At 39.5% G+C, this 22,811-nt stretch carries 24 protein-coding genes and 2 pseudogenes; 20 read left to right on the forward strand and 6 right to left on the reverse strand.

The features are described 5' to 3' along the window. Positions 1–290: 290 nt before the first annotated feature. From DER53_RS05655 to DER53_RS05685, 7 genes are all read left to right on the forward strand, one after another. The gene (locus DER53_RS05655) at positions 291–755 is read left to right on the forward strand and encodes a DMT family transporter (protein WP_244319635.1); all 465 of its coding nucleotides are present in this window, start codon (positions 291–293) and stop codon (positions 753–755) included. 262 nt (positions 756–1,017) lie between these two features. Beyond that, positions 1,018–1,488 (forward strand): YjdJ family protein, encoded by a 471-nt coding sequence (locus DER53_RS05660; RefSeq protein ID WP_062756451.1) that lies wholly within the window; start codon positions 1,018–1,020, stop codon positions 1,486–1,488. A 112-nt stretch (positions 1,489–1,600) separates the two neighbouring features. Next, positions 1,601–2,242 carry a tetratricopeptide repeat protein gene (locus tag DER53_RS05665; RefSeq protein ID WP_062756449.1) on the forward strand — a complete coding sequence of 214 codons (642 nt, stop codon included), beginning with the start codon at positions 1,601–1,603 and terminating at the stop codon, positions 2,240–2,242. Between the two features lie 115 nt (positions 2,243–2,357). Further along, positions 2,358–2,666 (forward strand): CPBP family intramembrane glutamic endopeptidase, encoded by a 309-nt coding sequence (locus DER53_RS17730; protein ID WP_425281332.1) that lies wholly within the window; start codon positions 2,358–2,360, stop codon positions 2,664–2,666. 543 nt (positions 2,667–3,209) lie between these two features. After that, a complete protein-coding gene (locus tag DER53_RS05675) occupies positions 3,210–3,542 on the forward strand; it encodes a PadR family transcriptional regulator (protein ID WP_012748933.1) in 333 nt (110 codons plus the stop codon). After that, positions 3,539–4,231, forward strand: coding sequence for a DUF1129 family protein (locus DER53_RS05680; RefSeq protein WP_062756445.1), 693 nt, complete (start codon positions 3,539–3,541; stop codon positions 4,229–4,231). Before DER53_RS05675 ends, DER53_RS05680 begins: the two co-directional genes overlap by 4 nt. A gap of 142 nt (positions 4,232–4,373) precedes the next feature. Continuing rightward, the gene (locus DER53_RS05685) at positions 4,374–5,084 is read left to right on the forward strand and encodes a DsbA family oxidoreductase (protein ID WP_062756455.1); all 711 of its coding nucleotides are present in this window, start codon (positions 4,374–4,376) and stop codon (positions 5,082–5,084) included. Positions 5,085–5,143: 59 nt separating this feature from the next. On the opposite strand, the gene DER53_RS05690 is transcribed toward DER53_RS05685, so the two are convergent. After that, positions 5,144–5,608 carry a DinB family protein gene (locus DER53_RS05690; RefSeq protein ID WP_062756443.1) on the reverse strand — a complete coding sequence of 155 codons (465 nt, stop codon included), beginning with the start codon at positions 5,606–5,608 and terminating at the stop codon, positions 5,144–5,146. A 61-nt stretch (positions 5,609–5,669) separates the two neighbouring features. Further along, a pseudogene (locus DER53_RS05695) lies at positions 5,670–5,830 on the reverse strand (ATP-binding protein); the annotation flags it as partial. Between the two features lie 112 nt (positions 5,831–5,942). Here DER53_RS05695 and DER53_RS05700 point away from each other — a divergent pair. The 3 genes and pseudogenes from DER53_RS05700 to DER53_RS05710 all read left to right on the forward strand — a co-directional run bounded on the left by DER53_RS05700 (position 5,943) and on the right by DER53_RS05710 (position 8,394). After that, positions 5,943–6,142 (forward strand): annotated as a pseudogene (locus tag DER53_RS05700) (DUF3949 domain-containing protein). A 110-nt stretch (positions 6,143–6,252) separates the two neighbouring features. Continuing rightward, complete coding sequence (locus DER53_RS05705; RefSeq protein ID WP_062756441.1) at positions 6,253–6,939, forward strand: N-acetylmuramoyl-L-alanine amidase family protein; 687 nt, start codon at positions 6,253–6,255, stop codon at positions 6,937–6,939. Between the two features lie 129 nt (positions 6,940–7,068). After that, positions 7,069–8,394 carry a S8 family peptidase gene (locus DER53_RS05710; RefSeq protein ID WP_062756439.1) on the forward strand — a complete coding sequence of 442 codons (1,326 nt, stop codon included), beginning with the start codon at positions 7,069–7,071 and terminating at the stop codon, positions 8,392–8,394. An 18-nt stretch (positions 8,395–8,412) separates the two neighbouring features. On the opposite strand, the gene ltaS is transcribed toward DER53_RS05710, so the two are convergent. After that, positions 8,413–10,365, reverse strand: coding sequence for a lipoteichoic acid synthase (gene ltaS, locus DER53_RS05715; protein ID WP_174525713.1), 1,953 nt, complete (start codon positions 10,363–10,365; stop codon positions 8,413–8,415). Between the two features lie 407 nt (positions 10,366–10,772). Here ltaS and DER53_RS05720 point away from each other — a divergent pair, with 407 nt between their 5' ends. The 5 genes from DER53_RS05720 (at position 10,773) to DER53_RS05735 (ending at position 14,224) form a co-directional block, all read left to right on the forward strand. Beyond that, the gene (locus DER53_RS05720) at positions 10,773–10,967 is read left to right on the forward strand and encodes a hypothetical protein (protein ID WP_156482457.1); all 195 of its coding nucleotides are present in this window, start codon (positions 10,773–10,775) and stop codon (positions 10,965–10,967) included. Between the two features lie 180 nt (positions 10,968–11,147). Further along, positions 11,148–11,279 carry a hypothetical protein gene (locus DER53_RS17560; protein ID WP_255265232.1) on the forward strand — a complete coding sequence of 44 codons (132 nt, stop codon included), beginning with the start codon at positions 11,148–11,150 and terminating at the stop codon, positions 11,277–11,279. A gap of 110 nt (positions 11,280–11,389) precedes the next feature. Further along, complete coding sequence (gene ytaF, locus DER53_RS05725; protein WP_062756436.1) at positions 11,390–12,058, forward strand: sporulation membrane protein YtaF; 669 nt, start codon at positions 11,390–11,392, stop codon at positions 12,056–12,058. 103 nt (positions 12,059–12,161) lie between these two features. Beyond that, positions 12,162–13,118, forward strand: a complete 957-nt coding sequence (locus tag DER53_RS05730) for a sporulation protein (RefSeq protein ID WP_012748940.1) — start codon at positions 12,162–12,164, stop codon at positions 13,116–13,118. Positions 13,119–13,402: 284 nt separating this feature from the next. Continuing rightward, complete coding sequence (locus DER53_RS05735; protein ID WP_062756435.1) at positions 13,403–14,224, forward strand: undecaprenyl-diphosphate phosphatase; 822 nt, start codon at positions 13,403–13,405, stop codon at positions 14,222–14,224. 47 nt (positions 14,225–14,271) lie between these two features. On the opposite strand, the gene DER53_RS05740 is transcribed toward DER53_RS05735, so the two are convergent. Further along, positions 14,272–14,871: a response regulator transcription factor gene (locus DER53_RS05740; protein WP_073968038.1), complete on the reverse strand. Its 600-nt coding sequence runs from the start codon at positions 14,869–14,871 to the stop codon at positions 14,272–14,274. Next, positions 14,843–16,924 (reverse strand): sensor histidine kinase, encoded by a 2,082-nt coding sequence (locus DER53_RS05745; RefSeq protein WP_062756434.1) that lies wholly within the window; start codon positions 16,922–16,924, stop codon positions 14,843–14,845. The genes DER53_RS05740 and DER53_RS05745 overlap by 29 nt, the downstream gene beginning before the upstream one ends. 539 nt (positions 16,925–17,463) lie before the next feature. On the opposite strand from DER53_RS05745, the gene DER53_RS05755 reads away from it, so the two are divergent. Both DER53_RS05755 and DER53_RS05760 read left to right on the forward strand, forming a co-directional pair. Further along, a complete protein-coding gene (locus DER53_RS05755) occupies positions 17,464–17,841 on the forward strand; it encodes a hypothetical protein (RefSeq protein WP_062756432.1) in 378 nt (125 codons plus the stop codon). A 59-nt stretch (positions 17,842–17,900) separates the two neighbouring features. Next, positions 17,901–18,299 carry a hypothetical protein gene (locus DER53_RS05760; protein ID WP_244319636.1) on the forward strand — a complete coding sequence of 133 codons (399 nt, stop codon included), beginning with the start codon at positions 17,901–17,903 and terminating at the stop codon, positions 18,297–18,299. A 117-nt stretch (positions 18,300–18,416) separates the two neighbouring features. On the opposite strand, the gene DER53_RS05765 is transcribed toward DER53_RS05760, so the two are convergent. Further along, entirely contained in the window at positions 18,417–19,553 is a 1,137-nt protein-coding gene (locus DER53_RS05765) for an IS110-like element ISGka2 family transposase (protein ID WP_033025194.1), read from the reverse strand. 243 nt (positions 19,554–19,796) lie between these two features. On the opposite strand from DER53_RS05765, the gene DER53_RS05770 reads away from it, so the two are divergent. The 3 genes from DER53_RS05770 to DER53_RS05780 are packed head-to-tail and all read left to right on the forward strand — an operon-like array spanning position 19,797 to position 22,406. Beyond that, a complete protein-coding gene (locus DER53_RS05770) occupies positions 19,797–20,243 on the forward strand; it encodes a hypothetical protein (RefSeq protein WP_244319637.1) in 447 nt (148 codons plus the stop codon). Beyond that, positions 20,236–21,750: a permease gene (locus DER53_RS05775; RefSeq protein ID WP_174525712.1), complete on the forward strand. Its 1,515-nt coding sequence runs from the start codon at positions 20,236–20,238 to the stop codon at positions 21,748–21,750. The genes DER53_RS05770 and DER53_RS05775 overlap by 8 nt, the downstream gene beginning before the upstream one ends. Positions 21,751–21,767: 17 nt before the next feature. Further along, entirely contained in the window at positions 21,768–22,406 is a 639-nt protein-coding gene (locus DER53_RS05780; protein WP_049625389.1) for an ABC transporter ATP-binding protein, read from the forward strand. The last annotated feature ends 405 nt before the right edge of the window (positions 22,407–22,811 follow it).

Consider the following 22,811-nt stretch of genomic DNA (forward strand, 5'->3'; position numbering starts at 1 on the left):
GCTTTTCTGTACAGGGTCCAAGCCACCATTAAGTATAACGTCCTATTGAGCTGTTTGCGCCTACTCTTCATTATGGGAAGAAAAGGGGGATTTTCATGCCCGGGTGGAGAGCAAAAATTGCTCATGGAACTTTTCTGTGAAAATAACGCTGAATCTAGGTTGTTATTTTCATGCTTGGGTGAGGAGCAAAATATACTCATGGATGTTTTTTGTGATGAATCAAAAAACATGGCAATTATTATGACATGTTAATTCAAGATATTTTTGTATTTATTTGGTGGGAGTGGGAAATGAAAGAGATGTCAAGCAAGTATTTATACATCTTTTTATTAGTAACTGTTATTTTGTTATGGAGTTATGGATGGGTTCTAACGAAGATAGGATTAAGTTACATGGGGCCCTTTACATTTGCTGCTTTACGCTTTTTACTAGCTTCAATAGCGATGATAGTCGTTTTATCTTTTTTAAAGGCCTCTAGACCAAAAGGTAAAGAATGGATTATTCTTTTTATAATGGGTTTGTTACAAACAACCGCCATGTTTCTATTAATCAATTACGGAATGATGTTTGTAAATGTGAGCAAATCTTCAATACTGATTTACTCGATGCCTATATGGAGTGGAATCCTCGGATATATCTTTCTTCATGAATCATTAGGAGCATTGTTGGTTACGATTGGTGTTTACTTAGCAACCGTGGCTAAACCTAAAGAAAGGCATAAAATAGAACGATCTTCTATAAATATAAAAAGCTAAGCAAATTGTCGCTTAGCTTTTATTATTGGGCTCTATATTAAATGTTAGGGTGTGAGCATAAAAAAAGCATCTGTAAATAGGCAGTTTTCTTGAAGAAGGATATCAAGTTTGTAGGGAGAATTGTCTTTAGAGAAGTTTTTTATGTGTACATAATGAATGAAGGGAGGGTTTATAATGAATTTGCAATTTGAAATTCGTAAAGCAACAGTCCAAGACATAGAAGAAATTATAAGATTACGTTTTAGGGGGAGGGATTATTGCTTTGAGGATTATTATTCAATTTGGATTAGTCACTATTTTACTTTTATTTTCTACTCTAGCTGCTTGGTATGAAGGTAGTGCAATATTAGATAATCCTTGGGAATGGAAGCATTCAACACCATTTTCCCAAATGCTATACGGTCAAGTACATAGTGAAAGCCATATTTCACAACTTGACTACTTTGTATACGCGGCTAAATTCCGTCCTATTTTTCCAAGTATCATGGCAATAAGCAGTTTATACTTATTAATTCTTATTGGGTACTATTTCTTAAAACTGCAGCATAAAAGATGTGCTTATTTTCTATTAATTTTAGGAGGAGGCTTATTCCTACTTAGTTATTTTTTTATTGATTCTACTTCAATAGGTGGAAAAATCTTTTTTTATATTTGGTTAGTGAGTGGATCTTTGTGTACTGTAATAGCTATAATAACTTATTTCCAAGTATTAAATCGTAATAAAAGGATATAAAAATGGAGTTAATTTTTTTACGGAGTTGTTTCCTCATTAACCCCTAATGGATTTGGACGCTCCATAAGGTTGTTTTTTATAAATGTTGAAAACATAGCAAAGGAGTTTGGAAATGAGAACAATTATTATTTGGTGCATAGTAGGAGCCGCAATAGGATGGATGCTCGGGATGGCGGGAGTGCAGATCCCAGATTGGGCCGCCGTCGGAATCGTAATTGCGCTGGTCGTTGTCATTGTTGGTTATCATGCGTATGTTCTTTTTTGGACAAAGAATATCCAGCTCGTCGAAGCATATCTCAAGAAGCGAAAGAAGCAGCCTTATTACGCTTTGATGCTGGCGCTGGCAAACGGGGATCTTGAGAAGGCGGAGCGATATACCGAACAACTGACGGGAAAGTATGAAGAAGCGCGAAAATCGGCGCTGGTGAATATTCAAATAGAGAAAAATCAGCTGGAAGAAGCCGCTGACATAGCGAATGAAATCAAGAACGATACCGTCCGTTATTATAACCAGGCGCTCGTCGCCCTCATGCAAGGGAAAGAGGAGCAGTTTGCACAGGCAAAGAACAACGTGGCAAATCGAGTGCTCCGTTATGTATTGGAGGCAGAAAAGGCTTTTCGCCAAGGAGACAAAAAAGAGGCGGAACAGCTTGGCCATCTCGCTATTTCTTCCGCAAGAGGCCTGCAAAAATATGTGCTTGTCCGATCATTAGAACGTCAGCAAAAAAATCCAAACAGACATTCATTTTTTTAAATAAGCCCTTTTAAAAATTAAAACTAGAATGATTAGAGGATACTATGTTCAATATAAGAGCATACATAATATATGAAGCCAAATTTTGTTCTTCCTGAATTAGGGAAAAATAGTCATATTCGTTATTTTTTTTGTCCCTATTCAAACTACTTCGGAAGAGTTATTTTTCAGAGGATTTTTATTGCAATGGATAGGAAAGCTAGTCAAACAACCAATTTTATTATCCATCATAGTAGGATTTATCTTTGGAGCATTACATTTTGGTAATCCTGAGATGTCAAATAGCGCACTTTGGGCAGGGTTAGATTATGTTTTCACTGGGTTCATGCTTTCATACATCACTATTCGAACCAATAGTGCTGAATTCACGATTGGTGCTCATGCTGCAAACAATATGTTTTTTTTGTATCTTTTTGACATATGAAAATAGTGTATATGGAAATCTTCCTTCTTTATTGGCCTTAACCGATGTAAATGGTATGCTTTCTACTATTTATTCGATTATTACATATACTCTATTTTTTATTATAGCTGTTCATTATCATAAGAAAAAATGCCGATAAAAAATAGATGAAATAAAAGGTAAGCAAACATATTCAACATGACTAATATGTGCTTACCTTAATTTTTTAAGGATTTTTAGATTTTAGGTCTTGATAAAAAATGTGATTGATTATCTTGTTCAACGATCATTTATTTACTGATGATGCGACGCAGTATGGAAGAATGAATTAACTTCCATCATCTGTGGTGCTATGAAATGTGGCATAGTTGGCTAACGGGGATTTCGTTGAACAAGATCTATTTTTGTCTGTGGTCTAAAATCAACACTGAAATGTAAGGAATATTTTGGTTGAAATTCAGATGGAAGTGGATATATAATAAACATGTAGGTATCTTGCATTGCAAGATACATTTTCTTTTGCTGACTATCTTGCATTACAAGGTATATAAGGAGCTGGAAAACATGTCGCTAAGAAGCCAGTTGTTAAAAGGGGTGCTGGAAGGATGCATTTTGGCCATTATTAAACAAGAATCCGTGTACGGCTATGAATTGTCAGTAAAGCTGCAGCAATTTGGCCTCAATGACGTAAGTGAAGGCTCCATTTATCCGCTTTTGCTTCGGCTGCAAAAAGCGGGATTGATTAAGGGAGAAATGCGTGACTCCCCTTCAGGTCCGAAGAGGAAATATTATCATCTGACAGAAAAAGGGGAGAAAGCGCTGCAAGACTTCATCACCGAGTGGGAGAGTATTCGGACGCCGGTAGAGGCGATTTTACGAGGGGGAGAGGTAACATGAATGCGAAAGATTTGATTGCGCTTAATAATGAAAAGCGTAAACAATTAAATGAACATAATCGAAACTACTATGAGGATATGCTCGTTTATATCCGTTCCCATTTGTTGCTATCGGAACAGCAAAGCGAAGAATTGTTGATGGAATTGTTAGATCATTTATTGGAGGCACAGAAACATGGCAAAAGTGCGGAAGATGTATTCGGCAAAGATCCGAAAGCGTATTGCGATGAGTTGATTGGTCAGCTGCCAAAGGAAAAAAGGAGAAATATATATGCTTTTATTGGCTACTTAATGATCCAATTATTCGCTCTCATTACCTTGGCGACAGGTGCAGTGGAACTAGTAGCAGAGCTGTTTACAGATGTGGATGATACCGTCTATCTTGGAAAAGAGTTTGTCCTTTTTGTGATTGACTTTGCTGTTATTTTGTTAGTGGTTGCTATCATCGTACTATGGATTAGAAAATCTACTTTTCGTGATGATTCGAACACATTTAACAATAAGGTAAAGACATTCTTGGTTGTATGGTTTGTTTTTTTCATTGTCTTCGGTATGTTTATTCTAATGGAAAGGCTTGTCCCTGAATTTGGTTACCGCATCGAAGCGGGAGGAATGGTTCGGATCCTTTTCGGCTTGTTTGTATTAGCTATGACATGGTTGCTTAATAAGAAGTTTCGCATTACAAAATAGTTGTGAGCGGCATTTCCTTTATGCATGCTGAGTTCATTTATTTGAATACCGGCATGGCGATTCGCTACAATAAAGTGGAAACATGAAATTTTGCTTTCTTGTTGTTTATGCAACGGAGAGCCTAAACCGAGGTGCATATACGATGAAAATAGAAGTTTGGTCCGATTTTGTCTGCCCATTTTGCTATATTGGGAAACGCCGGTTGGAAAAAGCGCTTGAGCAGTTTCCGTATAAAGATCAAGTCGAAGTCATATTCCGCAGTTTTGAGCTGGACCCAAACGCAAAAAAGCATTATGATATGACGATTCACGAAATCATTGCGCAAAAATATGGCATTTCAGTTGAAGAGGCGAAAAGGGTCAATGCCGATATTGGCAGACAGGCAGAGTCCGTCGGGCTGACGTTTCGATTTGACACGATGAAACCGACGAATACGTTTGACGCCCACCGTCTTGCCAAATATGCCGAAGAACAAGGAAAACTTCGGGAAATGGTAGAGCGGCTGTTTCAAGCGTATTTTACCGATTCGAAACTAATTAGCGACTATGACGTGCTTATCGAGTTGGCTGGCGAAGCTGGGCTGGATCGCGATAAAGTAAAACAAGTTCTTGAAAGCGACCGCTATACTGATGAGGTGAGAAAAGACGAAGCGGAAGCGGCTCGTTTCGGCGTCCGCGGTGTGCCATTCTTTGTGCTGAACCGCAAATACGCGATTTCCGGCGCACAGCCGACCGAAGTGTTTATGCAGGCGCTTGAAAAAGTATGGGAAGAGGAAAACGCAAACTCTCCATTGCAGCCGCTGGCAGCTGATGGAGGAGGCCAATGCATGGACGGCAACTGCAAAATCGAATAGGGAAGCGTATGAAAAAACAACCAGACGGTCTTTGGAGAGAGCCGCCTGGTTGTTTTTCGTTATCCGCGTTTGACAAACAATGGCAAGTCGGTATGCCCCATTTCGCGGACGTATACGAAAAGCTGGCCCTTATGATGGATTTCGTGGTCCATCGCCATTTGCAAAAATTGCGCTGTTGGGATTTTTGCGCCAAATACGTTTGTGAGATCTAAAACGCGCTCGAAATCTTCATCGGTAAGGGATTCGAGCAATTGCTTCGTTTTTTCTGTATATGTTTCAGCAAGCTTTTGCAAATTGGTCTCCGTTTCTTCGATTTTTTCTGTAAATAGCGTTGGATCCCCATGCTTCGCAGTGTTGGCGAATTTATAAAAGCTAAAAAGAATATGAGTGGCTAAGTCTTTTGCCGACATTGATGTTGGTGTCGGTTTGTAGTCATAATGCTTTTCTTCGATTTTGTTAATTAACTCTACCGTGACATTGCGATGGGATAAAAAGTGTTGCACGAATTGCTGTGCGCGGCTCATGTGTATTCCTCCCTTTAGGTTTGTTTCCCTTTCGATTATATCAAAGAAGGACAGGATATAGTTAGTAAGGCAGCTTGACAATAAAGGTTGTTCCCTGCCCTGGAGTGCTTTCTACATCGATCGTACCATCGTGGGCTAATACGAATTCTTTCGCAATCGCAAGCCCCAGTCGCCCTGCTTGCACGTTCTTGACTCATCAGTGCGGTAAAATCGATTAAACAACGAATGAAACTTTTGGAAATACGGTTCGTAAATATAAATATAATAAAAGAGAAAATGAGAATGACATCGTCATTGAGGGTTTTTCGGCATTATTGCACTGTTGTATTTCCTTATGATGGTTCTGATTCAATATTTATATGGAGCAAAAGAGCGGACAAAAAAATTGAAGTTTTCACAAGAGCAAATGTATGTAAACATATCATTTGAGAAAGAGCAGCTACACTTCCATATACAAGGAAACATTTGAATCGCCCTGCTGCATTGGTCGCGAATGCACTGTATCACATTCGCCATCATAAAGGAAGATCATAGAGATAAAGGTGCAGCCGCTTTTCTTACTTATTTCAATGTTAATTCCGTTACATCTTCCATTTCTATACATTATGCTTGAGGTTCTAGGATGAATTGATAAGGAGGAGCATATGCTGAAAATTTTTATTGATCCGGGACATGGCGGAAAAGATACAGGCGCACTTGGAAACGGACTGCAAGAGAAAGATCTTACGTTATCTATTGCATTGGAGATGCGGCGTATATTGCAAAACGAATATGAAAGCGTATCTGTGCAATTAAGTCGAACAAGCGATATAGCCGTGCCGTTAAGCGAGCGGGCGGCTAAAGCGAACCGCTGGGGCGCCGATGTTTACGTATCGATTCATGTGAATGCTGGCGGAGGAACGGGGTATGAGGATTACATTTATGAAGGACTTTCGGATCGCTCAACAACAGCGCGGATTCGCGATATCATTCACGAAGAAGTGATACGGGCGACTGGATTCCGCGATCGTGGGAAAAAGAAAGCAAACTTTTACGTGCTAAGGGAAACGGTAATGCCGGCGGTGCTGACGGAAAACGGATTTATCGATCGAAAAGAGGATGCGGAAAAGTTGAAAGACCCTGCGTTTCTTCAAAAGATCGCAAGAGGACATGTGAATGGGTTAGAGAAAGCTTTTCATTTAACGAAAAAGTCGGATTCGAACGATTTAATTCGTGTCATTGTTGATGGAAAGCAAATCGGTGTCTATGAAGAAAAGGAAAATGTATTGAAACAAGTCGAATATTATTTAGGAAAGGCAAATAAAATCGAGTTGGAACGAGTGAAAAGATGAGTAGCAAAGCCTATCGCACTTTATGAAGTTGATAGGCTTTTTTGATTGGTTTGTCGCAAGATACAAGCCGTTGCGAAGCTCCTCCTTTTTCATAGAGTATATCAAGGTTTCACAAGAGGGGGAGATCGAATGTTTGGGTATTCTATCGTTCAACTAGCGCGCAATTATACACATAAATTAGACCGTCCTTTGCGCCATTTTATGGTAAGTATGTATAAGCCTTTTATGTATACTCCTTGTATGATTCATAAGCAGCTAGAAAGATGGATGAAAAAGGCAAAAAAAATTCCGGTTATCATTCATTTTCATGAAAAGAATAGTATTTTTGCTCTCCAGGAAATTGAAAAACAACACTTCCGCATGAAAATCCACCATCAATTCCGCTATATCTCTTCGTGCAGTGCCGAAGTGACTCCGCAAGTGTTAGAACAAATTTTACAGCGGTCTGATGTGAAAAAAGTATACTTAAACCGAAAAGTAAGCGCGCTATTAAATAACGCTGTTCCATCAGCGAATGCGAAGCATGTGACGGTGAACGGGACAACGTTAAGCGGAAAAGGAGTGACAATTGCGATTGTCGACACAGGGATTTATCCGCATCCTGATTTAGAAGGACGGATTGTCGAGTTTGTCGATTTCGTCAATGGGCGTACAGCTCCATATGATGATAATGGACATGGAACCCATTGCGCCGGCGATGCGGCGGGAAACGGCCGCATGTCTTCCGGATTGTATGCGGGACCGGCGTATGAGGCAAATGTGGTTGGAGTAAAAGTGTTGGACAAAACAGGCGCTGGCACGCTTGATACGATTATTCGCGGGATTGAATGGTGCATCCAATATAATGAAACGAATAAAGATAGAAAGATCGATGTTATTTCATTGTCATTGGGTGGGGAATCACAGCCGTTTCCAGCGGAAAATGACGATCCGCTTGTTCAAGTAGTGGAAGAGGCATGGGACAGGGGCATAGTCGTCTGTGCTGCAGCTGGAAATGAGGGGCCGGAATATAAAACGATTTCAAGCCCTGGAATTAGCGATAAAATTATTACAGTTGGAGCGCTAGATGACCGCGATACAGCAGAGACAAGAGAAGATGATGAAATTGCGGAATTTTCTAGCCGTGGGCCGACTTATTATGGAGTTAGGAAACCAGATATTGTCGTTCCAGGAGTAAACATTATTTCTTTACGTGCGCCAAAATCAACATTCGATAAATATCAAAAGCAAAATCGCATTGGGCAATACTATACGAGCATGTCAGGAACATCGATGGCGACGCCAATCTGCGCTGGCATTGTTGCTTTAATGCTCGAATATAAACCGAATGCAACGCCAGATGAGATAAAAAGCGCGCTAAAAGAAGGCGCAGTCTTATGGAAAGATCGTGACCCAAATATATATGGCGCGGGATATGTCAATGCGAAAAGGGCGATTGAGTTATTGAAAAAATAAAAAAGAAAAGGGAAGCTGTTATTCGCTTCCCTTTTCTTTATCTTCACGATTATTATAATCGTATTTTGTAGGATCGACCGGTTTGAATCCTTTTGGTGTGTAGAACCGCAGTAAATCACCGTATACGACTTTGTCCGAAAGATCGAGTTTTGTACGGGCGATTTGCTCAAGCCGTTTAATTTCCGGTGTTTCTTTAATTGGTTCGCCCGTTTTCGAATCATAATATTTTCCATTTACTGCTGTCACTGTCGGAGTGACAAAGTTACCATTACGGAATGGTACGATTTCCTGATGTTCCGGTGACAACAAGTCTGTACCGAAATGAACATAGTTTTTCGTATCGATTCCTAATAGGTGAAGAACCGTTGGCAATAAATCAATTTGTCCGCCGTATTGGTGCATAATTCCGCCTTTGACACCCGGAACACGGATAAATAAAGGCACTCGCTGCAATTGTGCATGTTCAAATGGTGTAATTTCTTTTCCTAACACTTGTGACATTGCTTTGTTATGATTTTCGGAAATTCCATAATGGTCACCATATAAAATGATGACGGAACGGTCGTACAAACCGGATTTTTTGAGATAATCAAAGAACTCTTTTAATGCCTCATCCAAATAGCGAGCCGTTTGGAAATAACGGTCTACCGAGCCATCTCCCGTTTCAGCTGGTTCAATTGTTGCCTCTTCTTCGCTGATTGGATAAGGGAAGTGGTTCGATAACGTGATAAATTTTACATAGAACGGCTCTTTTAATGATTCTAACAACGGAATCGACTCTCTAAAGAACGGTTTATCCTTTAACCCGTAGTTAAGCACATTTTCATCGCTCATGTCATAGTAGCTTGCGTCAAAGAAATAGTCGAAACCAAACGATTTATAAATTTCATCGCGGTTCCAGAACGTTTTATAGTTGCCGTGGAATACCGCTGTCGTATACCCTTGCTGGGAAAGAATAGCCGGAGCTGCGTGGTACGTGTTTTGTCCTTTTGTCGTAAACACGGCTCCTTGCGGCAATCCAAACAACGAGTTTTCTAGCATAAACTCAGCATCGGATGTTTTCCCTTGACCTGTTTGATGGAAAAAGTTATCAAAGTAAAACGTATTCGGATCACGAACGAGCGAGTTCAAAAATGGCGTTACTTCTTCACCATGTAATTTATAGTTAATCAAAAAGCTTTGGAATGATTCCAAATGAATGTAAATCACATTCATTCCTTTTGCTACACCGAAATACTTTGGATTTGGTTTTGCATATGTTGCTTGTACATGGTTCAGAACGGTTGTGATATCGCTTTTATTCGCAAAAGCACGCTGTGTCGACGATTTCATGCTTTGTACAGCATCATAAATCAAATAGTTGTAAACACCTAAATATTTCACGATATAGTTGCGATCAAACGTTCTTGTTAACAATTGTGGACGGTCTGCTTCCGCTAGCGCAAGGTTTACGCTGAAAATGAGAGCAGAAATGGCGAACACAATGCTTTTTTTATAACGTCCGACCGGAACTGCTGGCAACGAAAAACGTTTCGAAACGACAATAGCAATTAAAATAATCGTATCTAAAAAGTAGAAAATATCGTACCACTTTATTAGTTCCCAAATGCTTCCGCCAAGATCGCCAAAGTTTTTCGTTTGTGTGAGCGTCGGAAACGTAATAAAATCGCTAAAGAAACGATAATAAACAATATTGGCGTATAAAATAAACGATAAAATGAAATTAATGATAATGAGCCAAGTATATGTTCGTTTCCCTTTCGCGAGTAACGCTAATCCAAAAAAGAAAATTGCCGAACTAACCGGGTTGATAAATAATAGAAATTCCTGCAAGGAATTGCTAATGCCTAAATTAAATTCAGCTTGATAAGCTGCATATGTTTTCATCCAAAATAAAAATACGGTAAAAATAAAAAAAACAATATATTGATTAGGGAGAGAACGGTATTTTTCTAATAGCTTTCCACCAATCCTCTTCACGTCCTCTTCGCCTCCTTATTCGTTATTCCAACGTCTGGTGCAAATAACTACGAATATATGAATATATGACCAACAGCTGCACAAAGTTCCGTGCAGCATGCAAAAAAACGTTATGTCACCATTTTACATTGAAAAGTCACTACGTCAAGTAGCATAATATCTATTTTATATAAAGTCAATTGGAATGTTTTTATCATATTTCCACCCCATTTTTTGCTTCTTGCGGTGAGCCTCCCCTTTAAAACCAAGCATTTTTCTTTCCATTTTATATAGACGAAAATGGAAGACAAATAGTTTCATGATTTATGTAAAATTTATAAAATAAAGGAATGGTCATGCCCTCTAATCATTTTATTAATGGAATTGCTTATTATGATTAAAAATAAAGCAATGAAAAATTGAGCGTACTTGTATGTTTTTCTATGCTTGATGTACAACTATGCGGACTTTATCAGGCCGCAGCACCGCGAACAGCTGGATTGGATACATTGAATGCTGGTGATTTAACATTACGATATTTGCGAGGAAGAGTTGGACCGATCGCCTTAGGCTGGCCACATTGCATCGCAAACATGATTCGTTTTGTTATCTAAAAAAATGATGATTGGTTAAGCGAGAAGCGAAAAATAAGCAAAAGAGTGAGAAAGAAAAAACAGCAAGCCATAAAATAAGCAAAATTCCTTTATTGCCAATGATCGATTTTTGCCAAGGAGCTTATCGGCTCGCGGCGATCGTCTTGTATTTTCTAATGGGATTCACCGGTTACGATCTTAATGCCGCAATTCATCGTAAAAAAATGGTGGCATACGCTTCTGCACAACCAAACAGCGATTATTTTGCGCTTTTTCTTTATTATGAAAAAAGATATTGTCATTGCGACGTTGCCGTATCATTTAAAAGAGTAATGTGTCGATAAAAGCGGAAATATTTCCTTGGAAATCGATATGTGTCGAATGAAACAAAATGGTTTCCTCTGCGTTGCTGTTTGCATATAGTAACGCAGGAGGAACGAATTATGTGGAAATATATATCGATGTTCATGTTAGCTTTTGCCGTGAGTATGGATAGTTTCAGTGTCGGTGTGACATATGGAATGAGAAATATTAAATTTCCGCTTCGATCCGTTATGATTATTGCGTGTATGTCCAGCGTGATGTTACTACTGTCTATGCATGTTGGCAGCTTTCTTCTATTGTTTTTACCGGTGCAAGCGGAACGATGGATCGCCTCATGTCTGCTAATTGCGCTCGGCATTTGGGCGATTTATAATGTTATTAAAAAAGATGAGGATGAATGCGATTATTCCGAACCATTGCCAAAACAACTTAGAATCAAAGTATGGCGATTCGATTTAAAACGGTTTGGTATCGTTATTCAAGTGCTGAAACGCCCAATGTTAGCGGATTTAGATCGTTCAGGAAGCATTAGTATAAAAGAAGCATTGCTTATTGGTTTCGCGCTATCGATGGATGCGTTTGGAGCGGGATTAAGCGCCTCGTTTTTAGGCTATTCGCCGTTTATGCTTGCTTTGCTTGTATGTATATGGAATGTCATTTTCATTCGCTTAGGATTCAGAGCCGGAAATATGTTTGCCAAGACAAAGGCAATGAAAAAAGCAACTGTCATCCCTGGGATGATTTTAATCTTTCTTGGGATTGTCAAAATATTTTTTAGAACATCCTAAAGGTACTATTTGCCTTTAGGATTTATTATGTTGAATCCTTTTTGCCGGTTGGTTCGTAACCATTGTTGAAATAAACATTATTCCATAAGGAGAGATCGGTGCCATGTTGAAAAAGCTTTTGTCCAAGCTTGGAGTAGGAGCTGCGAAAGTCGATCTTGTGCTGCATCATCCTCACGTGCGCCTTGGGGAGAAGTTGGAAGGGGAGTTTTTTATTGAAGGAGGAACAGTAGAACAACGCATTCGCAAATTAGAGGTGGAACTACAGCTTATCGTTCAGACGAATGGAAAAGCATATCGCCGAACGGTTGCTGTCATTCCGGTTTCCCCTTCATTTACGATTCAGCCTGGAGAAAGAAAAGTATTGCCGTTTTCGTATGTGCTTCCACTGCATTTGCCAATTACTCGTCCTAGCGTGGGCTATACGTTTGTAACACGTTTAGATATTGCAGACGGAGTCGATGCTTTTGACCAAGATGCGATCCGTATTCTTCCTCCACTATCGCTCGAGAAACTATTTCATGCGTTTGAAAAGCTCGGCTTCCGCGAAAAGCCTTCATCTGGGAAAATAACTGCATATGGTCAGGAATTTGCGTTTTTCCCAACGGAAGTGTTTAAAGGCACTGTTCAAGAAGTAGAATTTTCAGCATTCATCGAAGAAAACGGTATTCGATTGTTCCTTGAAGTGGATGTATGGAGCGGATTTGGCGGCTTCCATGAAAGAGAAATAAAACGAGAAATCTTCTTGAGCGATGAAGAAATAGAGGATGTGGAAGAAACCGCGAAAAAATTGCACACAGCTATCGAAGAAATGATCGAGCAGCCACGTTCTTATGCTGGCACATCGTATGTTCCACATGCTTCCTATCCTCCGCGGCACGTATCTCATCACCACGGACATGGAATGGCGGGAGCGATTGGAGGATTTGCGGCAGGAATGCTTGCAGGTATGGCAGCGGAGGAGTTGCTGGAGGATGTCATTGAGGAAGCGCTCGATGACCATGACCTAGGAGACATGTTGGATGTCGGCGATTGGTTCGACGGTGGAGACGATATTATATAATCATCACAGAGGGTGTTTCCAAAAGTGAAAGGGGACACCCTTTTTTCTGCGTCAATCATCGTGAGCTTAAACGGTGAATGGCTTATGGCAGATAGATACCTCTTTTGGCGGTGGTAGAAATTGAAGATTTATAGTAAAATAAGGCGTGCTGACTTTTTGGTGTGTATCGATTGGTAAAAGCAAAAAAGTGATGTAAAAAGAAGAGAATCGTGATATTTTGGCATAGCGGAGAAATATGTTATATAAGGACAGCCATAATTTCGAAAAGAAAGGAATGCTAGAGGATGGACATTGTAGAGATTATAAAGGCCATTATTTTAGGAATGGTCGAAGGATTAACGGAATTTGCCCCGGTTTCCTCAACGGGTCATATGATTATTGTCGATGATATGTGGCTGAAATCGCAGGAATTTTTAGGAAAATATGCAGCAAATACCTTTAAGGTCGTTATTCAGCTCGGCTCGATTTTGGCGGTCGTTGTCGTGTTTAAAGACCGATTTATCGACTTGCTTGGGCTGCGCGGACGCCATCGTGATGGGAAGCCGCGCTTGAAGCTGATGCAAGTGATCGTTGGACTCATTCCAGCAGGGGTATTAGGGGTATTATTTGAAGATTATATTGACGAGCACTTATTTTCCACAGCAACCGTGCTGATCGGATTAGTGCTCGGGGCGCTGTTGATGATTGCCGCCGATGTATTTGCCAAAAAGGCGCCAAAAGCGCAAACGGTGGACCAAATTACATATAAGCAGGCGCTTATCGTCGGTCTTGTTCAATGTTTGTCCTTATGGCCAGGATTTTCCCGATCCGGCTCGACGATTTCCGGCGGGGTATTGGTGGGAATGAGCCACCGGGCGGCAGCCGATTTTACGTTCATTATGGCCGTTCCGATTATGATGGGAGCGAGCGTGCTCTCTTTGCTGAAAAACTGGCAGTATTTTACGATCGACGCTCTGCCGTTTTTCACCGTCGGCTTTATTAGCGCGTTTGTGTTCGCACTCATTTCGATTCGCTTTTTCTTAAAGCTTATTAACCAAATCCGCCTCGTGCCGTTTGCGGTGTACCGTATTGTTTTGGCGCTTGTTATTTACATCGTGTATTTCTAGAAATTATTTAACTGACGCCCGATGGACAACATTCCATCGGGCTGTTTTTATTCCAATATTCCTAGTTTCATCGCTTTGACAACCGCTCCCACCCGTGAGTCGACATCCAATTTTCGCAAAATCGAAGATACGTGGTGTTCGACCGTTCTTCTGCTGATGTTTAACAGCTCGCTGATTTCTGCGTTTGTCCTATCCTCGGAAATGAGTTGGAGAATGTTTAATTCTATTTTTGTGAGAGGAGAATTATAATTGGATAATCGGTCAATCGGAAAAGATTTGATTCCTAAATGGCTTTGCCTAATCGCATTGGCCAATTCAAAGGCGGAATTTTCTTTTGTCACAAACGCATAAGCCCCGGCTTCGTAAGCAGCGTGAATGTATTCGTCATAGTCATACCCTGATAAAATAACGACTTTACATGTTGGATATGTTTCAGCGATTTTCTTCGTCCATTCAATTCCGTTATCGTTTTTCATTCTTATATCCATGACAATGACGTCAGGGTTGTGCTTGATGATTTCCTCCTCTAAACGGGCGGGATGACCAATCGTATTTACAACCTCTAAATCAGCTTCATTTTCTAACAATTGTTGAATCCCGAGCATCACTAATAAATGGTCATCCACTAGTAATACTTTGATTTTCATTTGTTCCATCCCCATCTATTGGCAGAGTTATCGAAACGCAAGTCCCAGCTCCCGGTTCAGATTGTATGTCAAGTGTGCCTTTTAACTGATTGACTCGTTTTTGAATCGTAATCAATCCTAAATGATTGTTTTGCGATAACTCTGATAAACGATTCGGCACCTTAAATCCAATACCATGATCTTTTACTTTTATATTTAGGAAATTGTTCGTTTCTACAACAGAAACGAAAACCTTCTTTGACGAAGAATGCTTGATAGCGTTGCAAACCAATTCTTTGATCATTCGAAACACTTGAATAGAGAGGGAAGCGGGAATGACTCTCAGATTCGTATTATAATCAATCTCAATGATCACATTATGGTTCGTTTGGCATTTTCTTTTTAGTGAATAGAGACTTTTCTCCAATCCCAAATCTTCTACTATAACCGGATATAACTCATGGCACATTTCCCTTATTTCAAAAATACTGTTGCGGAGCGACTCTTTAATGTCTTCGATAACTCCGTTATCCATTTTTTTATTTTTGCTTAGCAATTCAAGTTTATTAAAAAGCAGGATTAAATTTTGCAACACCTCATCATGGAGAAAAACAGATAGCTTCTTTTTTTCCTCTTCTTGTTCATTAATCAGCAGCAAATGAAATTGTTTATAATCTTGAGATTCTTTCATTGTTTCCTTTAACTGTTTTTCGATTTGCTGTAACGATTTAGAGCTGGCAAATAATTCTGTCGCGTTGATTCGAATTTTTTCTATGAGTTTTATTTCTTCTTTTTCAAAAACCGTTGCGTTCGTTTTTTCCCCGATGATGATCCATCCGATTGTTACATCCTCCATATTCATAGGATAGAAAAAAAAGTTCTTTCCATTGATATTCATTTTTTCAGGATGGCAACTTGGATGAACGTAAGTCAGTAGTTCCGCATCGTTAAAATGGAGAAAAACTCCTGTTTTATGCAAGACCATAGGGATGTTATCGTTTTTCCATATCAGGCATACTCCGCTAACATCGATCGTTTTGTGTATCAAATCAGCAATGAGCTTTGCGCAATATTCCAAATGCTTCCCGTTCAGTAATTGCTGAAGGATGAGCAATTTTTCTTTTTGTATTTCTTGATTCTTAAGATCCCATTTTTTCATTTTTAAAGGTTCCAACCCTTTGTGGATCAGGTCGTAAACAGCGAAGGTGCATACGAGCAGGGTGTTCATTAAGACAGCTGACTTTAAGTTGAATTTGTAAAACATAGCCAATAATAGGTTAAATGCAACTAAACTCAAAATCACTGCTAATAATTGAAAACTAATTTTTCGAAAGATTTCTCGAAAATCAACGACTTCTTGCTTCGTTAATAGATATGACAGTGTCATAGGAAAGACAATGATGCTGCTAAGACTATAATGAAAAGGAACGCCCGAAAAAGAAAGAAACGCATCTGGAATTAAGCTAAGAATGACAACAGGAGCAAACGATAGAATCAGGCCAGCGATTAAAAGATACATTTGATTTCTTATTCTATCGGAATTGGATTGAAGGTGTAAATAAAAGATGACAATACAAGATAGTAACGATAGAACCATGTTCGCGACAATGAATGGCCGAACGATCGTGCTGACGATGACATCGTGACGAATGCCTATTAAGAAATAAATGAGCGTTGCGAAGATGGCAATCAATAATGTGATCATACGCACCTGACGAAAAAATGCTGGTTTTGTAGATGAAGGAAAATGCTCAAAAAATTTCATAAGAATATACGGGGCAAAAGAAACGGCGATCACTTCCAATTCTTTTGCTGGTTTTATGTTCCAGCTAGAAGAAGTTGACAAAGCAATCGCCAGTCCGCTAATAAACATTAACGCTAAAAAATGTTGAACAACGATCGAGTTCGGTTTTTGCAGATAGCTATAGATGCCAATGAACAAAAATGTCATTCCAATGAACATCGTGAAATAATGCTGAAAAGAAAAGTGCTCATTGTACATTTTTAATAGAATATAACAAATAATGAAGACAGAAATGAGTAGCATGACAAAAGGAAAAATTTTTTTGTTCATGTTATCCCTAGCTTTCTAGATAACTTTTTAAACGATTCACTTGAACTTGTTTTTCAGGAAAATGGGCAGCAAGCTGGTCCACTGCTTTATTCATATAGACTTTGGAAAGAATGAAGCAGTAATCGATTGCTCTGGTTTTACGTATATAGTTCTTAATCTCCTGCATTAATAGAGAGTTGTGATCATTTGCTTTCAGTTGATGAAGTTTCTTTAGCAGCCACCCATTATCTTTTTCGATACTATATTCAACGGCTTTAGTGGCTTTTTTGTTTATTAAATCACTCTTATTCCATGAAATCTCTCTCTAGTAGTGTTTGAAAAACATACCATGGATTTTGATTCATTAGTATCCCCCTCCAACAAATATTTACAGTAAAATTTTACACCATATTACAACATATGTCATCATTTTCTGGAAAATAGGTATTTTCCGCAATCAAATTTGCGGAAAATACGGATGTTTTTTCAAGTTTATTTTGATATAGTGGGGGTGAAGCCGGCCGGTTATCATCTAAAATTACGAGGAGGAATGTTAAAAAATGAAAAAGAAATTCGCAGTACTTACCTTAGCAGCAGGGCTTCTCGCGGCAGGAGGCTTGGCTCAGGCTGGTACAACGTATGGCGGGTATGACGTAATTGTCCCAAAGTTAAACGGTAATGCGTTTACTCCTCAACAAACCAAATCTACTACCGGTGCATCAGCTGATTTGAAAGTATCTATACTTGGAAAAGCATTGGATGCAAGAGCGCATTCTTATAGCGGGGGAACTGGGCCTTGGGTTCGTATCGCAACCGTTGGGGGGCCATTCAAATTGCCTAATTCGATCAAATCAGGTAAGGATGCCCGAGTTGAGTTCAGCTCGGATCTTACTCAATTGGTAGACGTAAGGGTAAAGGGAGAGTGGAGAAGCGATTAATTCACAATGAGAATGGACCGAGCCATTCTCTTCAAAACTAAAACTAAGAGCAGGAAAGGATGTCAAAAATGTTAAGTCATCAGGTGAAAGTAGAATTGATGAGAGCCGTCACCTGGCGTCAATGTGTGATTTGGGCGGCATTGATATTGGTTCTTCCCACCATTCAATTTTTATTGATTAAAGAGAATTATGTTTATTATAGACAATTAGATCTTTTTCTACGATTAAATTCTAATTTTGTTCCGCTGCTTTTTCCTATCATAATGGTTCTTGTGTATGCGATTTACTTCGTTGGTGAACAAAAAAACCATTTTATTCCGTATGTGCGTATTCGTATCCCTTTGGCTACTTACTTATTTAGCAAATTAGTAGTCAATGCGATTCTATCTTTTTTGATAGCCTTTTTGATGGTATTCGTCCCTTTTATATTTTCCGTGAAAATCCCCACCACTTGGTGAGTGCGGTATACGCTCCTGATCCGTGCGGGTATACTGAAAATGGCCAAAAAAGGCAATAGGAAAGCAGAGGTGCCCGATTTTAGGCATCTCGTATAACCTGTCTGCCTTTTGGCTAGACTAAATAAGTTGTGGTTGGCGGAACGGCTCTTTGCGGGAGATCATGCAAAAGATGATCACCAACATCCGCCGAGCAATGGCGATGAGGGCTTTTTTCTTCCCGCACCGGGCCGCCAACGACCAAAACTTTCGGGACAAGGGATGCGTCTTGGATCGAGCTGCTGACCATGCCGCCTCGCATAACGCCGATCGGAGATGGGGATTGCCTTTTGTCGTGCGCGTGCTCTTTCGCTTTCCGGCGCTTTCATGGTTGCCGGGGGACAATCCAGTCCATGAAGCCGCCCGTTCCGGCGTTTCAAAGACGCTCATGTCGGTTCCCATCTCGGCTATGATGACGGCGGCGGTTTGTTTTTTCACTCCGGGCATGGTCATCAGCAATTCGACTTCCTCGCGATACGGCTCGAGCAGGCGGTCGATGTGCTGGTCGACTTCTTCGATTAACTGCTCCAATTCCTCAACGTGTTTCCACAAGAGGCGAAGGAGACGGAGCTCGTGTTCGGTCAAGGTGCCGAGCAGCGAATCGTACACCGCTTGCTTTTTCTTTTTGAGCCTTCCGCGCAGGCATTGATCCAACTCGTCCTTGTCCACGTATCCCTTCTCAAGCAGCCGGGCGAGGATGTCTTTTCCGGAAACGCCGAAGAGATCGGAGAGGACCGAGCCGAGTTTGACATTGGAAGACTCGAGCACTTTTTGAATCCGGTTTTTCTCCGAAGTCAGCTGTCCGACCCACTTTTTGCGGAGGCGGGTAAAATCCCGCAATTCGCGAATATCCGCTGGGGGGACGAAACTTTTTTCAACGAGTCCATGGCGGAGCAGCTTGGCGATCCACTCGGCGTCAGAGACATCGGTTTTTCTTCCCGGGACATTTTTGATCCGCTGCGGATTGGCCAGTGTCAAGTCGACATAGCCCTCGAGGAAGGCGAAGACCGGTTTCCAATACACGCCGGTGGATTCCATGGCGACATGGGTAACGCCATGTTCTTCGAGCCACTCAAGCAGGTCGCCAAGTCCTTTCGAGAACGTGGAGAAGGTTTGAATGTCCTTTTGAATGTGTCCATCTTCTTCCCATAGTGCGCAGGCGACGATGGTTTCGGCATGAACATCCAATCCTGCGCAGCGAGGATAGATGACATCCATGATGAAAATCCTCCTTTTCGATGATCGAGTGCGCAAACAGCGAATCCACGGGAGAAATGCGGCAGTTTTCCGTTCGTCGTCACCTTTCCTCCGCATCGGGAAAGGGCGGACAATGGGTGGTGCACCCAGTGGATTCGAACGCTTTTCTGTACAGGGTCCAAGCCACCATTAAGTATAACGTCCTATTGAGCTGTTTGCGCCTACTCTTCATTATGGGAAGAAAAGGGGGATTTTCATGCCCGGGTGGAGAGCAAAAATTGCTCATGGAACTTTTCTATGTATATTGAACCTGGTTTGGACATCGTTCATTTATATCCTGCAGATGGCAATCCTATTCCTTATACGACGTTTGAGCAATTGCTTTTTCTTGGAACATTGCCATATGGAATTATTTACTCGCTATGGGTAGGACTGAATGGAATGATGTATGCGACAATGGGATTATTGCTAGTTATGATCTTAGAGAAACCTTTTGTTGCGCTTTCCATTCCATTTATGTATTATTTGTTAGGCAATTTTATTACTCAAATTCTTGGATATGAGCAATTTTCACCCACTTATACTATTTTTCCTTTTAGTATCTCACAACAACCTTTGTGGACGGTATTCGTCCCATTTACAATATTATGTATTGTCATTATCATATTAGGATTTTATTTAAAGGAGAATCTACACAAACACTATGGCTAGGATATTAAGAAGTAAATGGAAAGATTTCATCGACGAACTATTTACATTCAAATGGATTATCTTTGGAATGATTATTTACATATATGGATCAAGAAGCAAAGAACAATTATATTATTTTTCAGTTCAAACAAAATTATCGTTGAACAAGTGGGACTTGTTGCATAGCTTTCTTAGTGATATTTATCTTATTTTGTATTTCATTTTACCTGTTTTACTATACCGTTCTATTTCGATTATCATATCTGATTTTGAGTACACGATTCTTATACGATTAGGTTCTTATCGAAGTTGGGTGTATCAAACATTAAATAAATTTGTTCAAAGCCTCAGTATAGCAACGATAGTTTGGGGAGCAGTGAGTGGGCTTTTATTAATTGGCGCTCCTTCTTTTGCAGGTTGGAGTCCGTTTAGTAAGCTTGATGGTTCTCTAAGTGAAACACAAATATTGCAAAAATTTATAGATACACCCTTTTTAGCATTGTTATTACATCTTTCGTTACTCATTCTAAGTTTGATTTGTATCCACTTTATTCTAGCCATCATTTATGTAAAATCACAAAGAAAAGGTATTGTCATATTCATTGCGGTTTTCATATGGGTATATAGTGGAGTGTCATTTAAACTTCTTCCTAGTCATGCTTATTTATTCAATTTGTGCAATTACCTCATTTTACATTCGGGGGCTGCACAGTTCGGTAATATATGGGGACCGTTCGCAATTGTAATAGGATTGGCGACGTTGATTGTATGGAGTGTAAATCGAATAGATTTAAATACGAAAATATTTAGTAAATTGCGATATAACTGGGGCTATATCATTTTTTTTGCACTGATTGTCATAGCATTATGGTCCGGTATGCGAGAAAAGTTAGGAAAAACCATTTGGGATCAATTTATTTTCATGTTTATAGGCGGTTCAAACCACACATTTAGTTTAAAGTCATTTTTGTCTTATTGGGTTATATATTTTGGTTTTATCTATTTAATACAATTGTATTTACAAAGGGAATTGTCGGAAATTGGTTATTATAAGCTTTTGCGTTATCGCTCTATAAGTAAGTGGTTTTGGGAATGGTATCGCAAAATAATGATATATATTGCATTCTATTTGTTAATATTGGCATTATTTTCTTTGTTGCTCTCTTCTTTGAAACGTTTTTCTTTTGATTTCTATATTTCTGTTGATAACTCTATTACGATATTCGAGGTATTTTATCATTTTTTTGTCAATGGTTATCTACAAGTTCTCTTCTATGTGTTATTTGTGTTTATTATTTCTTGGCTAAGCAAAGAAATTTTTTATAGTCTATTGGCTATTTGTATACTTTCGATCTTTATGTTTCCAGGTCTTAATAATTGGTTAATCATTCCATCTGGATTGAATAGTATTGGCTATATATTAAGCGATCACTCTATTTATCGTATAAGTGTGGTTCTATCTTTATGGAATATTTTAGGAATAATTTTTGTGTTGTATATTTTTCATAAAAAAGACATTGATTTATAAAAAGGGGAGTGAGGAAGTTGCCACATATACAACTGAATCAAGTCAGTAAATCTTTTAAAGGGGTAACGATTTTTGAAAATATGAATTTTGCAGTGGAAAAGGGGAAAATTTATGGAATTATTGGTCCTAACGGTTCTGGCAAGTCAGTATTATTCAAACTAATATGCGGATTTATATTTCCTGATCACGGTAGTGTGATCGTGGATGGGGAAGAGTTGGGTACCAATAAACGGTTTCCGAATAATTTTGGGATTATCATTGATCGGCCTGGATATATAGCGGGAAAGACAGGGTTTGATAATTTAAAAGCATTAGCCCTAATTAGAAACAAAATTAATGATGACAAAATAAAGAAAACGATGAAGATGGTTGGATTAAATCCAGAATCGACACAAAAGGTAAAACATTACTCGCTTGGAATGAAACAAAAGCTTGCCCTTGCTCAAGCCATTATGGAAGATCAACAAACACTTATTTTAGATGAACCATTTAATGCTTTGGATGCTGAAAGCGTTGAAAATATCCGCAATTTACTCCGAAAATTCAAGCAAGAAGGGAGAACTATTTTGCTTACCAGCCATAATCAAGAGGATATTGATATTCTTTGTGATGAAGTTTACAGAATCAACCATTTTAAACTTGAAAAAGTGAAGTAATTCCTACCATAGGGAAAAGGATAAATTTTCTGTTGAATGGGAAAGAGAGACTGACTTCCAATCTGGCGAAGCGGTAGTAAGAGATAACTATTATAGCCTCATTATTCGCAAACTAATACCAAAGTACCTGAGAACAAATTTGGTATTAGTTTGCTGCTTTTTTATGGCTCGATAAAATATTATCATTTATACGGTTTTAGAAGTGGTAACGTTAGGGGAATTTATGCCGTGGCCGCACATCTTTTTATTCCAGCCGCCCGTTTGGGATCCGTTTTTATTAAGGAAATTTGTGATTTTATTGATAACGGTTATTGCGCTTATGGTTTACAACAGTTATTTTCATTCAGAGAGCAGACAGGAAACCTCAGTAGTATATAGAGCTGCTGCTTGCGCTTTTTCAGGATC

The organism is Parageobacillus toebii NBRC 107807, assembly GCF_003688615.2.
In the GTDB taxonomy this organism is placed as follows: Bacteria; Bacillota; Bacilli; order Bacillales; family Anoxybacillaceae; genus Parageobacillus_B; species Parageobacillus_B toebii.